This window comes from Streptomyces sp. NPDC043746 (assembly GCF_056436485.1).
On the sequence record NZ_JBWKCM010000007.1, the window covers coordinates 59034 to 72461 of the forward strand.

At 71.1% G+C, this 13428-nt stretch carries 12 protein-coding genes; 4 read left to right on the forward strand and 8 right to left on the reverse strand.

All coding sequences use genetic code 11. The features are described from left to right. Positions 1-2: 2 nt before the first annotated feature. The 3 genes from AC0682_RS10175 to AC0682_RS10185 are packed head-to-tail and all read right to left on the reverse strand — an operon-like array spanning position 3 to position 3188. Positions 3-881, reverse strand: a complete 879-nt coding sequence (locus AC0682_RS10175) for a sugar ABC transporter permease (protein ID WP_254812682.1) — start codon at positions 879-881, stop codon at positions 3-5. Beyond that, the gene (locus AC0682_RS10180; protein ID WP_254812681.1) at positions 878-1897 is read right to left on the reverse strand and encodes a carbohydrate ABC transporter permease; all 1020 of its coding nucleotides are present in this window, start codon (positions 1895-1897) and stop codon (positions 878-880) included. The genes AC0682_RS10175 and AC0682_RS10180 overlap by 4 nt, the downstream gene beginning before the upstream one ends. A 19-nt stretch (positions 1898-1916) precedes the next feature. Then, positions 1917-3188, reverse strand: coding sequence for an extracellular solute-binding protein (locus AC0682_RS10185; RefSeq protein WP_254812680.1), 1272 nt, complete (start codon positions 3186-3188; stop codon positions 1917-1919). Between the two features lie 374 nt (positions 3189-3562). Here AC0682_RS10185 and AC0682_RS10190 point away from each other — a divergent pair, with 374 nt between their 5' ends. Together AC0682_RS10190 and AC0682_RS10195 are read left to right on the forward strand one after the other, a co-directional pair. Then, positions 3563-4606 (forward strand): LacI family DNA-binding transcriptional regulator, encoded by a 1044-nt coding sequence (locus tag AC0682_RS10190; RefSeq protein ID WP_478532118.1) that lies wholly within the window; start codon positions 3563-3565, stop codon positions 4604-4606. A gap of 97 nt (positions 4607-4703) precedes the next feature. Beyond that, complete coding sequence (locus tag AC0682_RS10195; protein ID WP_478532119.1) at positions 4704-5672, forward strand: phosphatase PAP2 family protein; 969 nt, start codon at positions 4704-4706, stop codon at positions 5670-5672. Between the two features lie 124 nt (positions 5673-5796). On the opposite strand, the gene AC0682_RS10200 is transcribed toward AC0682_RS10195, so the two are convergent. From AC0682_RS10200 to AC0682_RS10210, 3 genes are all read right to left on the reverse strand, one after another. Next, positions 5797-8790, reverse strand: a complete 2994-nt coding sequence (locus AC0682_RS10200) for a bifunctional [glutamine synthetase] adenylyltransferase/[glutamine synthetase]-adenylyl-L-tyrosine phosphorylase (RefSeq protein WP_478532121.1) — start codon at positions 8788-8790, stop codon at positions 5797-5799. 39 nt (positions 8791-8829) lie between these two features. Beyond that, positions 8830-9666 carry a putative protein N(5)-glutamine methyltransferase gene (locus AC0682_RS10205; RefSeq protein ID WP_478532123.1) on the reverse strand — a complete coding sequence of 279 codons (837 nt, stop codon included), beginning with the start codon at positions 9664-9666 and terminating at the stop codon, positions 8830-8832. A gap of 448 nt (positions 9667-10114) precedes the next feature. Next, positions 10115-10879, reverse strand: a complete 765-nt coding sequence (locus tag AC0682_RS10210) for a GntR family transcriptional regulator (protein WP_478532124.1) — start codon at positions 10877-10879, stop codon at positions 10115-10117. Between the two features lie 156 nt (positions 10880-11035). Between AC0682_RS10210 and AC0682_RS10215 the strand changes: the two genes are divergently transcribed. Together AC0682_RS10215 and AC0682_RS10220 are read left to right on the forward strand one after the other, a co-directional pair. After that, the gene (locus AC0682_RS10215; protein WP_478532319.1) at positions 11036-11374 is read left to right on the forward strand and encodes a hypothetical protein; all 339 of its coding nucleotides are present in this window, start codon (positions 11036-11038) and stop codon (positions 11372-11374) included. Positions 11375-11526: 152 nt separating this feature from the next. Next, entirely contained in the window at positions 11527-11823 is a 297-nt protein-coding gene (locus AC0682_RS10220; protein ID WP_478532125.1) for a hypothetical protein, read from the forward strand. Positions 11824-11914: 91 nt separating this feature from the next. On the opposite strand, the gene AC0682_RS10225 is transcribed toward AC0682_RS10220, so the two are convergent. Beyond that, on the reverse strand, positions 11915-12589 hold the full coding sequence (locus AC0682_RS10225) for a hypothetical protein (RefSeq protein WP_478532127.1): 675 nt from the start codon (positions 12587-12589) through the stop codon (positions 11915-11917). A gap of 148 nt (positions 12590-12737) precedes the next feature. Beyond that, the gene (locus AC0682_RS10230) at positions 12738-13154 is read right to left on the reverse strand and encodes a hypothetical protein (protein WP_478532128.1); all 417 of its coding nucleotides are present in this window, start codon (positions 13152-13154) and stop codon (positions 12738-12740) included. Positions 13155-13428: the final 274 nt, after the last annotated feature.

Below are 13428 nucleotides of genomic sequence, written 5' to 3' on the forward strand. Positions count from 1 at the left end.
TGTCAGCCCTTGACGGCTCCGGCGGACATGCCGGTGACCAGGTGCCTCTGCGCGAACAGGAAGACCAGGGCGGCCGGGATGGCGATGAGCACGGAGGCCGCGGTCATCGGGCCCCACTGGGCGCCGTACTGGTTGACGAACTTCTGGAGCCCGCCGGCGAGCGTCAGGTTCTCGTCACCGACCAGGAAGGCGGAGGCGTACGCCACTTCGCCCCAGGCGGTGATGAAGGAGTAGAAGGCGGTGACCGCGAGGCCCGGCTTGGCCAGCGGCAGGATCAGGCGCCAGAAGGTGCCGAACGGGGTGAGGCCGTCGACCTCGCCCGACTCGTCGATCTCGCGCGGGATGGTGTCGAAGAAGCCCTTCATCATCCAGGCGCAGAAGGGCACCGAGATGGTGAGGTAGGTGATGACGAGACCGGCCGGCTGGTTGAGCAGTCCCAGGTTCGCCATGATGTTGTAGATCGGCACGATGAGGACGGCGACCGGGAACATCTGGGTGATCAGCAGCGTCCACATCAGCCCGCGCTTGCCGGGGAAGCGGAAGCGGCTGACGGCGTAGCCGGTGGTGGCGGCGACGAAGACGCCGATGACGGTGGAGAGCCCGGCGATGATCGCGGAGTTGGCGAACCAGCGGAGGAACTCGGTGTCGCGGATCAGGTTCGTGTAGTTGACGAACGTGGTCTCGCGGAAGAAGTCCGTGGTGGTGGCGTACTTGGCGGGCTTGAGCGAGGTCAGCAGGACCCACAGCACCGGGAAGACCGCGATCACCGAGGCCACGATCAGGGTGAGGTGGAGTCCGATCGAGGCGAGCGGGGAGCGCTCGCCGCGCAGCCGGACCTTGCGTACGGCGTGCCGGCCGGGGGTTTCGGTCGCGGTGGTCACCAGTTGTCTCCCTGAGAGCGGAGGACTCGCCGGTAGATCACGGCGAAGAGCATCAGGAGTACGAGGATCAGCACGCCCCAGGTGGAGGACTGGGCGTAGTCGCGCGGGCTGATCTCGAAGGAGAACTTGTACGCCTGGGTGACGAGGATCTGGGTGGCCTCACCGGGTCCGCCGCGGGTGAGCAGGAAGATCACCGGGAACATGTTGAAGGTCCAGATGGTGGAGAGCAGGACCACCGTGGTGGAGACCGGGCGCAGTCCGGGGAGCGTGATGTGGCGGAAGCGCTGCCAGGCGGTGGCGCCGTCCATCTCGGCGGCCTCGTACTGCTCCGAGGGGATGGACTGCAACCCGCCGAGCAGGGCGACCATCATGAAGGGGATACCGAGCCAGACGTTGACGGCGATGACCGCGAGCTTGGCGACGGTCGGGTCGTTCAGCCAGGGGACGGCGTCGAAGCCGGCGCCGCCGAGGATCTTGTTGAGCAGGCCGCGCTCCTCGTTGTAGAGGAAGCGCCACGCGAAGACGGAGACGAAGCCGGGGATGGCCCAGGGCAGGATGAGGGCCATGCGGTAGGCGGAGCGGCCGGCGATCCTCCGGTTGAGGAGGTTGGCCAGCGCCATGCCGAACGCGAACGTGATGCTCACGCAGGCGACCGTCCACACCAGCGTCCAGCCGAGCGTGCCGAGGAACTGCGAGCCGGTCAGCGCGTCGACGTAGTTGTCCAGGCCGACGAACTCGTAGGTGGCGGGCAGTTCGTTGACGCCGATGGAGCGGGCGACGTTGCGCTCGTCGGCGTCCGTCATCGACAGGTAGATCCCGCGCAGCAGCGGGTAGCCGATGATCACGCTGATCACGACGACGACCGGGGCGACCATGGTCCAGGCGTACCAGTGGGTCGACAGGCCGCGCCGGATACGGCCGGGGGCCGGTGGTGGGGTGCCAGTACCGCGGCTCCGGCCGCGGGCGGTGTTCCCGCCCGCGGCCTTCACCACCGACTGGCTGGTGTGGACAGCCATCAGTCGGCCAACCTTCCTGTTACTTCCAGTCCTTCAGGAGCTTGCGGTACTCGTCGCCGACGGTCTTGGCGGCCTTCTCCGGCGTGGTCTGACCGGTGAGGACCTTGGTGTACTCGACGCCGAGCGGGGCGAAGAGGCTGCCGCCCTCGGGGATCCAGGGGCGCTCGACGGCGGTCTCGACGACCGGCTTGAAGAAGCCGACGATCTCGCTGTTGACGGCCTCCTTCTTGGCGTAGGCGGAGGTGCGCGTCGGCAGCAGGCCCAGCTCGCCGGCGGCGGTGGCCTGGGCCTCCACGGACGTCATGTACTCGACGAAGGCGTAGGAGGCTGCCAGGTTCTTCGAACCGGCGTAGACGGCGAGGTTGTGACCGCCCTGGGGGGCGCCGTGCGCGGCGGAGCCGGCCGGGACCGTGGCGATGCCCAGGTTGTCCTTGTCCGTGAACTCCTTGCCGGTCAGCGTGTCGGCGACGGCCCAGGGGCCGTTGATCATCATCGCGACGTCGCCGTTCTTGAACGCCTGCATCATGTTCTCCCAGCCGTCGGAGGCATCCGTCTTCGCGGTGCCGTCGTCGACCAGGGCCTTGACCGCCTTGAACGCGTTGACGCCCTCGGGCTTGTCCACGGTGATGGTCTTGGTCTTGGCGTCGACCAGGTCGCCGCCCTCGCCGTAGAGGAAGGAGAGGAAGAAGTACGGGTCGTCGCCGCGCAGGTAGAGGCCGGTCTTGCCGGTCTTGTCCTTGATCTTCTTGGCGGAGCTCTTCAGCTCGTCCAGGTTGGCCGGCGGCTGGACGCCGGCCTTCTCCAGCAGCTTCTTGTTGTAGAAGATGCCCATGGAGTCGATGACCTGCGGGACGGCGTAGGTCTTGTCCTCGTACTTGGTGGAGGCGACGGCCTGCGGCAGGAAGTCGTCCTGCTTCTTCAGGGCGGCGGTGCCGTCCAGCGGGGCCAGGTAGCCCAGGGAGGCGAAGTCCGGGGTCCAGGCGACCTCGGAGCGGATCACGTCGGGCGCGGCCTTGCCGGACTGGGCCGCGTTCTTGAAGTTGTTCTGCGCGTCACCGAAGGGGACGCTGACGTACTTGACGTCGACCTTCGGGTGCTTCTTCTCGAAGCCTTCGGCCAGCTTCTTGAAGACCTTGTCCTCGCTGCCGACGCTGGAGGTGTCCCACCAGGTGACGGTGCCGGAGAGCTCGCCCGAGCTCGAACCGCCGTCGGACTTGTCGCCACCGCCGCACGCGGTCGCCGCGAGCGCCAGGGCCGCGACCAGGGCGGTGGCCGTTATGCCACGTCGCATCTGAACTCCTTCAACTGCCGTACCGCTCCGTCGCGGCGCCGGGTCGACGTGAACGTAACAAGGATGAAAGAGCGCCGAAAGACTTTGCGGAAGATTTCTGCAAGCCCTGTTGATCGTTACATTCGCGTGTCCTCAAGGTTGCCGTCAAGCCCCTTGACGGCAGCCGTGGAATCCTGGCAGGGGCAGGCCACGCACGGCACACCCGCAGTGCGACGATCCGATCGCACCCCGCAACGGCGCCTCCGCAAGAGCTTGCAAGGCCTTGCCGGGAACCCTGCCGCGGCAGCACGGCACCACGGCTCCGCAGCCGGAGGCCCGCCCCCTCGATGCCGCACAGTGGGCAATCCGACACGCGCCCGGTACAGTCCACTGACATGACCGCACGGCTTGCCGATATCGCAACTCAGGCGGGGGTCAGCGAAGCGACGGTCAGCCGAGTCCTGAACGGCAAGCCCGGGGTCGCGGCTACCACCCGCGAATCCGTCCTCGCGGCGCTCGACGTCCTCGGCTACGAACGCCCCGTACGGCTGCGTCGGCGCAGCGCGGGCCTGGTCGGACTGATCACCCCCGAGCTGGAGAACCCCATCTTCCCGGCGTTGGCCCAGGTCATCGGCCAGGCGCTGACGCGGCAGGGGTACACCCCGGTGCTGGCCACCCAGACCCCCGGCGGCTCCACCGAGGACGAACTCACCGAAATGCTGGTGGACCGGGGCGTCTCGGGCATCATCTTCGTCTCCGGGCTGCACGCCGACACCTCGGCCGACATGCAGCGCTACGAGCAACTGCGCGGCAAGGGTGTCCCCTTCGTCCTCGTCAACGGCTTCTCCGCCAAGGTGCAGGCCCCCTTCATCTCCCCCGACGACCGGGCGGCGATGCGACTGGCCGTGACGCATCTGGTGGCCCTGGGCCACACCCGTATCGGACTGGCGGTCGGCCCCAAGCGGTTCGTGCCGGTGCTCCGCAAGATCGAGGGCTTCCACGCCACGATGCGGGAGCAGCTGGGTCTGGCCCCGGAGGAGATCGAGGAGCTGGTCCAGCACTCCCTGTACACCCTGGAGGGCGGCCAGGCCGCCGCCTCCGCCCTGATGGAACGCGGCTGCACGGCGGTCGTCTGCGCGAGCGACATGATGGCGCTCGGGGCGATCCGGGCGGCCCGCCGGCTCTCCCGGGAGGTCCCCCGGGACCTCTCCGTCGTCGGCTACGACGATTCACCGCTCATAGCGTTCACCGATCCGCCGCTCACCACCATCCGGCAGCCGGTGACGGCGATGGGCCAGGCCGCGGTCCGCACCCTGCTGGAGGAGATCGGCGGGACCCCGGCCCCGCACAGCGAGTTCGTCTTCATGCCGGAGCTGGTGGTCCGCGGGACGACGGCCTCGGGCCCCGGAGGCGGCTCAGGGTCCCCGTCTCGTCCTTGAGGCCGATGCCCTCGTCCTTGAGACGCAGGATGTGCGACGGGAACCCGACCGGAGGATGATCGAGGGCAGGGGAATCTCTATGGAAGACTCTCTGCCTATGGGTGAAACGCATGTGACAGCGCTGGAAGACGGGAAGACCGGCTGGTCGGACCGTTTCCGTTCCCTGCGATCGCCCGGTCGGCCCCGGCTCTGGTTCGAGATCCTGCTCATCGCGGTCAGTTACTGGCTGTACTCGCTCGTGCGCAACGCCGTCCCCGAGCAGAAGGCCCAGGCCCTGCGGAACGCGGACTGGATCTGGTCGGCGGAGAAGTCCCTGGGCCTCGCGTTCGAGGAAACGGTCAATCACGCGGTCAATTCCGTGACGTGGCTGATCGTGTCGATGAACTACTACTACGCGACGCTGCACTTCGTCGTGACCATCGGCGTCCTCGTCTGGCTCTTCCGCCGCCACCCGGGCCGTTACGCGGCGACGCGGCTGGTCCTCTTCGCGACGACGGCGGTGGCCCTGCTCGGCTACTACCTCTACCCGCTGGCACCACCGCGTCTGATGAACGGCGCGAACTTCATCGACACCGTGCTCGTGCACGAGACCTGGGGCTCGATGGCCTCGGGCAACTTCAAGAACATGTCGAACCAGTACGCGGCGATGCCGTCGATGCACATCGGCTGGTCCCTCTGGTGCGGCCTGACCATCTTCGCCCTGGCCTCGGCCCCCTGGGCCCGCATTCTGGGCCTGCTCTACCCGACGCTGACGCTGGTCGTCATCGTGGCCACCGCCAACCACTTCTGGCTGGACGCGGTGGGCGGCATGGTCTGCCTGGCGTTCGGCTACGGGGTCTCCCGCGTCTGGTACGGCTCGCTGCCGCACCACCTGCCGAAGTGGGTGCCGTCGAAACAGGGCGGGCGACTGACGGGGGTACGGGCGGCACGGCTGCCACGACCGTCGGAGGAACGGGCGGGGGAGCCGTCGGGCACCCCGTCCGGGGAGCCGTCGGAGGGACCTTCCGGAAAGCCCTCGGGCGAGCCTTCCGGGGACCCGGAGCCCGCGGGAGCACGGAGACCGTAGTCGGTACGGGGGGGTGCGAGGTGCGCCCCTCCGAGGCCGTCAGCCCGGTCAGCGCCTGTTCCGGGGCGACCGCGCCGGTGCCTCGCGCATCGGGGCGCCCCCGGTCCGCACGCCCTCCCCGGACTCATCCCGCCCCGTAGAACCGCTCCTCCATCACTCCCCGAGCCCGCCGCGTGATCCGCCGGTAGTCGTCCAGCATGTCCCCCACATGCCCGGGCTCGTACCCCAGGTACCGCCCCACCGCGGCCAGCTCGCGGGAGTCGGACGGGAACGTGTCGCCCGGCCGCCCCCGCACCAGCATCACCGCGTTCCGCACGCGCGTGGCCAGCACCCACGCCTCGTCCAGCATCTCCGCGTCCTCGCCCGGGATCAGCTCGGCCGCGCACGCGGCGGCCAGTGCCTCCCGCGTGCGGGTCGTCCGCAGCCCCGGCTCGGCCCACCCGTGCTGCATCTGCATGAGCTGGACGGTCCACTCGACGTCGCTCAGCCCGCCCCGCCCGAGCTTCACGTGGAGCGTGGGGTCGGCGCCCCGCGGCATCCGCTCGGACTCCATCCGCGCCTTGAGTCGGCGGATCTCGCGTACGGCGTCCTCACCGAGCCCCTCCGCCGGATACCGCAGCGGATCCACCAGCTCGATGAACTCGGCCCCCAGCTCCGCGTCGCCCGCCATGTGGTCGGCCCGCAGCAGCGCCTGGCTCTCCCAGACCAGCGACCAGCGCCGGTAGTAGGCCTCGTACGACTTCAGCGTCCGCACCAGCGGCCCGGTCCTCCCCTCAGGACGCAGATCGGCATCGATGAGCAACGGCGGGTCGGCGGTGGGCAGTTGCAGCAGCCGCCGCATCTCCCCCACGACGGCGTCGGCCGCCTTGCTCGCCTCCTCGTCGCTCACGCCCTCGCGCGGCCGGTGCACGAAGAGGACATCCGCGTCGGAGCCGTAACCCAGCTCGTGGCCGCCGAAGCGCCCCATCCCGATGACGGCGAACCGGGTCGGCAGGGTGTCGCCCCACCGCTCCCGTACGACGGCCCGAAGCGCGCCCGCGATGGTGGCGGCGTTGAGGTCGGTGACGGCGGAGCCGACGCGGTCGACGAGGGCCCCGAGATCCTGCTCGGCCGGGCTGTCCTCCGTACCGTACGAGCCGATGATGTCGGCGGCCGTCGTACGGAACAGCTCCCGCCGCCGCACCCCGCGCACCACCGCCACCGCCGACTCCGCCCCGTCCGCACGCCCCACCGCGGCCAGTACCTCCTGCTCCAGGTGCTCCCGGGTGCGGGGGGTCAGCCCCCCCGGGTCACCCAGGATCGCCACCGCCTCCGGGGCCCGCAGGAGCAGGTCGGGGGCGAGGCGGCCGGCGGAGAGGACCCGGGCGAGGTTCTCCGCCGCCGCACCCTCGTCCCGCAGGAGCCGCAGGTACCACGGAGTCTTGCCCAGCGCGTCGGACACCTTGCGGAAGCCCAGCAGCCCGGCGTCCGGGTCGGCCGAGTCCGCGAACCAGCCCAGCAGCACCGGCAGCAGCGTGCGCTGGATCGCCGCCTTGCGGGAGACCCCGGAGGAGAGGGCCTCCAGATGGCGCAGGGCGGACGCCGGGTCGGCGTACCCCAGCGCCTCCAGCCGGATCGCGGCGGCCTCTGCGCTGAGCCGGGACTCGCCGGGGGCCAGCTGGGCGACGGCGTCCAGCAGCGGCCGGTAGAAGATCTTCTCGTGCAGCCGCCGGACCACGGACGCGTGCCGCCGCCACGCCTTGTTCAGCTCCGCGACCGGGTCGGTCCGCATCCCGAGCGACCGCCCCAGCCGCCGCAGATCCGCCTCGCCGTCGGGGACCAGATGGGTGCGGCGCAGCCTGTGGAGCTGGATGCGGTGCTCCATGGAGCGCAGGAAGCGGTACGCCTCGTCGAGCTGGGCGGCGTCCGCGCGCCCCACGTACCCGCCCTCGGCCAGCGCACGCAGGGCCTCCAGGGTGGTCCCGCTGCGCAGCGACGCGTCACTGCGCCCGTGCACCAACTGGAGGAGCTGCACGGCGAATTCGACGTCCCGCAGCCCGCCGGGCCCGAGCTTGAGCTCACGGTCTATCCGGTCGGCGGGGATGTTGTCGACGACGCGGCGGCGCATCTGCTGCACGTCGGGGACGAAGTTCTCCCGGTCGGCGGCCTGCCAGACGAGCGGGGAGACGGCGTCGACGTAGTCCGCACCCAGCTCCGGATCCCCGGCGACCGCGCGCGCCTTCAGGAGCGCCTGGAACTCCCAGGTCTTCGCCCACCGCTGGTAGTAGGCGAGGTGGGAGCTGAGGGTCCGTACGAGGGGCCCGTTGCGGCCCTCGGGCCGGAGGTTGGCGTCGACCTCCCAGATCGTGCCCTCGGCGGTGGTCTCGGAGCAGAGCCGCATCATGTGCGCGGCCACCCGGGTGGCCGCCTGGAGCGCCTTGTGCTCCTCCACGCCGTCGCGGGCCTCGGCCACGAAGATGACGTCGACGTCGGAGACGTAGTTCAGCTCCTGCCCGCCGCACTTGCCCATCGCGATGACGGCGAGCCGGCACTGCGCGGCGTCCTCGGGTGCGGCCGTCCGGGCGATGGCGAGGGCGGCACGGAGGGTGGCGGTCGCGAGGTCGGCCAGTTCGGCGGCGGTCTGGGCGATGCCGGTGGTCCCGCAGACGTCCCGGGCGGCCAGGGTGAGCAGGCAGCGGCGGTAGGCGACGCGGAGCGAGTCCGCGTCGACGGCGTCGGCGAGCCCCCGCTCGAACTCGGCGACCCCGGGGTGCAGGTCGCTCGCCTCGTACGTGACGAGCGCCTGCCAGTCGCGCGGGTGCCGGGCCAGGTGGTCACCGAGCGCCTCGGACGCCCCGAGCACCCCGAGGAGCCGGTCGCGCAGGGGTTTGGCGGTGATGAGGGTGTCGAGCAGCACCCGCCGCTCGCCCTCCTCCCCGGCCTCCACGAGCCGGACGAGGCCGCGCAGGGCCAGATCGGGGTCGGCGGTGGCGCCGAGCGCCTCGAAGAGGACCGGATCGGACCGCACGGAGGCGAGGTCGTCCAGCTCCAGCAGCCGCTCGGCGGCGGACGGGTCGGTGAATCCGTGCCGCAGCAGCCTGGTGAACGTGCTGCTTCTCCGCCCCGGCACCGTCGTCATCGCACCCTCTCCCGCCGCCCGATCCGATCTCCACCGAGCCTAGTCCTGCCCGGCCGGATTCGGGACGCGGCCACGGCCCGCCGAGGCCCGCGCCCCCGCCGTACCGATGACGACGGTGGCGTACAGCTCCTCGCACACCACGACCCGCGGGCTCAGCCCGGCGCCCCGCAGGACCTCCACCGCCGCGTCCCGCTGCCGTTCGCTCGCCTCCACGAGCAGGCTCCCGCCGGGTGCGAGCCACCGGGGCGCGTCCGAGGCGACGCGCCGCATGACGTCGAGCCCGTCCCCGCCCCCGTCCAGGGCGACGCGCGGCTCATAGACCCGGGCCTCGGCGGGCAGCAGCTCCACATCGGCGCTCGGTACGTACGGCACGTTGGCGAGCAGCACGTCGACCCGCCCGGCCAGGCGAGGCGGCAGAGGCCCGAACAGATCCCCCTCATGGACCACCCCGAGCCCACCCAGGTTCCGCCGGGCACACCGTACGGCGGCGGGCTCGACATCACAGGCGTGCAGCTCGACGTGGTCCACCACCCCGGCCAGGGAGACCCCGAGGGCCCCCGTACCGCAACAGAGATCGACGACGACAGCCCGCGGGGGCGCGAGCGCGGCGGCCTGCGCCACCAGGAACTCCGTACGCCGCCGCGGCACGAAGACCCCGGCATCCACGGCGAACCGCCGACCGCAGAACTCGGCCCAGCCCAGCACGTGTTCGAGCGGCAGCCCGTCGGCACGGCGCTCGACCAGCAGGGCCAGCTCGTCCGGGGAGGCGGCGGCTTCATGGAGCAGCGCGGCCTCGTCCTCGGCGAAGACGCAGCCGGCGCGGCGCAGGACATCGGCGGTGGTGGAGAGGGAACTGAGGAAGGAGGGAAGCACCATGCGGGCGAAAGCCTTTCGGGAATGCCGATGGGCGCTCCGCGATCGCTCGCTAAACCGGCCGTCCGACGCGACCGTACGGGGTGAGCACCCAGACTGATCCAGCGGTAATGGGTCTCACCTCCCAGGTCGGCCCCTCAGCGGGGGGCGGTGCCCCGGTTGCGGGGTGCGGCAACCCTACAACAGGGCGGGACACGCGCATCGGCGGCGGGAGGGGCTTGGGGCCGGGCAGGATGCAGACTGTGCCCCGTCTGAAGCGGCTCGGCCCCTTCCGGGTCCGCCGCGCGAACTGCCGGACTCGCCACCGGCGGTCCGGTCCCGGTCGGGGTGGCGACGCTGCTGCCCGACCCGGCCGTGCGCATGACGGCCGAGGCGGCCGACCGCGCCGGCCGACCGCCTCCGATCAGCTCGGAACCACCCCGGAACGGCTCGGCAGCCGCCCCGGGACCGCTCAGAACCGGGAGTCGTCGACGTCGATCTCGTACGCGATCTCCCAGCGGATGTCCGGCACGATGATGTCGGCGGTCTCCACCGGACGGCCGTCGGCATCGAAGTAGATGCGCTCCAGCTGAGTGACCAGTTCGCCCACGGAGATGCCGAGGAAGTTGGCCTGCTCGCGGGTGGCGCGGGCCGGGCGCGGCATTTCGAGGGCGGTGGAGATGTTGACGTCGATGGAGCGCATACGGGCGACGACGCCGATCTTGCCCCGCGGTCCCATCTCGGGGAGCAGGATGGGCGTGCCGCCGGTGATGGCCATCGGCTCCCAGCTGGTGGCGAGTTGGGCGGGCTGCCCGTCCGCGAGGAACTCGTAGTGCGTCATGACGCAGAGGTCGCCCGGTTCGATCGCCAGCCGTGCGGCGATGTCCTCGGTGGCGGGGACGCGCGCCCGGCTGTTGCACTCCCAGGTGCCGTCCGAACCCTGATCCTTCAGGCCGTCGCGGAACGGGGAGCCGGCACGGTCCTGGCGGAGGCGTGAGCGGACCATCCGGAGGCGCTGGCGGGCCTTGCGGACGTAGGTGCCCGATCCGGCACGGCCTTCGAGGATGCCCTCGATGATCAGGCGCTCCATCGCGCGCTGGGCGACGGACTGGCCGACGCCGTACTCCTCGGCGAACCGGGCGCGGGACGGCAGCTTGTCGCCGACACTCCACTCACCCGCCATCACCCGGGTGCGGATCTTGTCGGCCACCTGCAAGTACGGGGTATCGCGAGGCATTTCGGCGGCTCCGTGAGGGTGCGGCGTTCAGGGCTCGATATTGACAAAGCTAACCCATCAGGTTGAAGCTGAATATTCAGCATTGCATGGAGTGACATCCGTTCACAGGGGAGAACTGTGCACTCAGCACAAGCGCGGGCAGCGGCACTGACCGGCATGCTCACCGCGGCCATCGGCATCGAACCGCGCGTGGTCGACACCGCAGCCGGTATCCGCGTCGAGGCCGACCTCCCCACCGAGTTGACGGGGACCGAGCACGCGGCGGTCCTCGCCGCCCTGGCCACGGCCGATCACTTCGGACACACGCTCACCCGCACCGCCGAGTTCGTCTGGGCCGAGATCAGCAGAGAGGCGACTGTGACCACGACCGACGCTCCCGACGCGGCCTACCGCGATCTGCTCGCCCACACGACGACGTGCGGCGCCTGCCGGGCGGGCACGGTCTGCCCCACGGCCGCGAAGCTCGTCCGCGCGTGGCGCGAGACCCGCGCGTAGGGCCCGGCCGCTGAGCGGCGCGGCCCGTCCACTCCCTGAGCCCGGCTCACCCGCTCCCCGAGTCACGGCTCACCCACTCCCCCGAGACGGAGGCACCACATGCGTACGACCGCCATCCATCACGCCTTACCGGCCCCGCCCGGGAGGCACCGATGATCGCCCTGTCCGCGACGGACGTCCGTACCTGCGAGGCCTGTTGGAACGCGCCGGTGACGGCCGCCCGGCACACGGAGGCCGGCCGGGACCTGCTCTGCGCGGAGTGCGCGGAGGGGGACTACCCGCGCCGCGTGGACCTCTTCCCGCCGCTGGGCGTCTACGGCCTGCCGCCCCGCGAGGTCCGCCCCGAGGGCAAGCACAGGGAGGGCCCTCCGCAGCCCCCACCGAACCCGGGCCCCCCGCTCCCCGACCCGCCCCCGGCCCCTTCCCCGCCGGGAACGCCCCCGGTGTAGCGCGTACGGTGTACGGCCTCTCGCCGAGGGGACGCCCCTGGTACAGCACCCCCGGGCCCGCGACCGCCTTCACCGGGCGCGGGCCCGGGCCTCACCCCTCGGGCGGCGGCGTCCCCTCCTCCAGGAGCCGCTCGGCGATGTCGTTGGCCCACGCCTGCGCCCACGACCGCAGTACGGGGACGTCTCCTTCACCGAGCCCGTACGCGGCGAACTCGGCGTCATCGACCCAGTCGGCCCCCTCCAGCCGCGCCTGGAGCTCGACCAGGTCGAAGGAGTCGGGGGCATGCCGCCGCCCCAGCTCCTCCAACTCGACGTAACTCCGATTGCCGACGGCCGCTCGCACATCGACCAGGTCGAGTACGAGTCCGAGGGAGGCCAGCGCACGGACCTGGGTGCCCACGACATCTTCGAGCGAGAGCGCCGGCCCGAGCGGAGTCCGTACGGGAGGCCGCCACAACACCTCTTTGCGCAGCCCCAGTTCACATGCCGCACCACCGACCGGATCGGTGACGATCAGCTGCGCCGACACCAGGTCGACGTCCAGCTTCGCTACTTGCCAACCGCGTTGCCACAGTCCGGCACGCACGGCGGCCGCGATGCCTTTCATGGCCGCAGGACTCTCGGTGGCCACGTCCACGTCCCGACCGGGTCGGTCGACCAGCCCATGAGCCTGTACGGCACAGCCACCGGCGAGGACGAGGGCATGGTCAGCGCCCACGTCCAACACATCGGCCAGCACCCGACGGTGGACTTCGGTGAGGTTCACGCGGGGCCCCGAGCACCGGCGTCGGCTCGACGGAGACCGGGGAGGCCGGACGGTGACACCATGCCCCGACTATCGCGCACGGGCGGGCACAGGCGGGTACGAGGAGCGCGGCTCCGGCCGCCCTCAACGGTCACGGTCACCACCCTCATCAGCCCTGCCCCCGCCTGGCCCACCGTCGCAGTTTGCTGACGGCGCGCTCCTTGCGGAGACGGGTTGCCGGGAATTCGCCGGGGCTCGTCCTGAACGCCATGAGCGGAGTCCATCGCTGGCGTCCGGAGGGGGCCGTCCACCTCACCGCGGGGAAGTCCGTCACCTCCGAGATGCGCTCCCGGTCGATCACCCTTGTACGCAGGTAGCCACGGACCGACATCCGCGCGTGCTCGCACGTCACGCCGAGGCGGTACCCCCGTACTGCCAACACGGAGAAGGCGATCACGGCCAGACCGGCCGCGAGCCGGAGCACCCCGTGATCGGCTTGCACCGCATAGGCGATCCCGGCAACCGCCGGAACGACGCCGAGGCAACTGTTCGCCAGACGGTTGAGTGGCGTCGGTGAGAGCTGCATGAGGCCCCTCGGGTGATCGCGATTGACGACGCAGCCTACCGTTGGCGGCGCACCCGACGTCTCGGGCGCACCGACCCCGGGTTCGCTCCGCGGACCTGCACCCATCCTGCTTCCCAGCAGCAAGGGGCGGGCTCGCGCGGCGATGGACGAGGTGTACCCGGGCCGCCCGTCCGGGCCTGACGGCCCCTACACGGCCCAGAGCTGACCATGACTGCGGGCGGGTCGCCCCCGTTGAACCGAGCGACCCGCCCGCCTTCCGTCACCCAAGCCGCTG

Bases quoted from the DNA above. Each gene is read 5' to 3' on its own strand.
- AC0682_RS10210 (WP_478532124.1), bottom strand. From the start codon at position 10,879: ATGCCTCGCGATACCCCGTACTTGCAGGTGGCCGACAAGATCCGCACC.
- AC0682_RS10185 (WP_254812680.1), bottom strand. From the start codon at position 3,188: ATGCGACGTGGCATAACGGCCACCGCCCTGGTCGCGGCCCTGGCGCTC.
- AC0682_RS10200 (WP_478532121.1), bottom strand. From the start codon at position 8,790: ATGACGACGGTGCCGGGGCGGAGAAGCAGCACGTTCACCAGGCTGCTG.
- AC0682_RS10220 (WP_478532125.1), top strand. From the start codon at position 11,527: ATGATCGCCCTGTCCGCGACGGACGTCCGTACCTGCGAGGCCTGTTGG.
- AC0682_RS10230 (WP_478532128.1), bottom strand. From the start codon at position 13,154: ATGCAGCTCTCACCGACGCCACTCAACCGTCTGGCGAACAGTTGCCTC.
- AC0682_RS10195 (WP_478532119.1), top strand. From the start codon at position 4,704: ATGGGTGAAACGCATGTGACAGCGCTGGAAGACGGGAAGACCGGCTGG.
- AC0682_RS10180 (WP_254812681.1), bottom strand. From the start codon at position 1,897: ATGGCTGTCCACACCAGCCAGTCGGTGGTGAAGGCCGCGGGCGGGAAC.
- AC0682_RS10205 (WP_478532123.1), bottom strand. From the start codon at position 9,666: ATGGTGCTTCCCTCCTTCCTCAGTTCCCTCTCCACCACCGCCGATGTC.
- AC0682_RS10215 (WP_478532319.1), top strand. From the start codon at position 11,036: ATGCTCACCGCGGCCATCGGCATCGAACCGCGCGTGGTCGACACCGCA.
- AC0682_RS10190 (WP_478532118.1), top strand. From the start codon at position 3,563: ATGACCGCACGGCTTGCCGATATCGCAACTCAGGCGGGGGTCAGCGAA.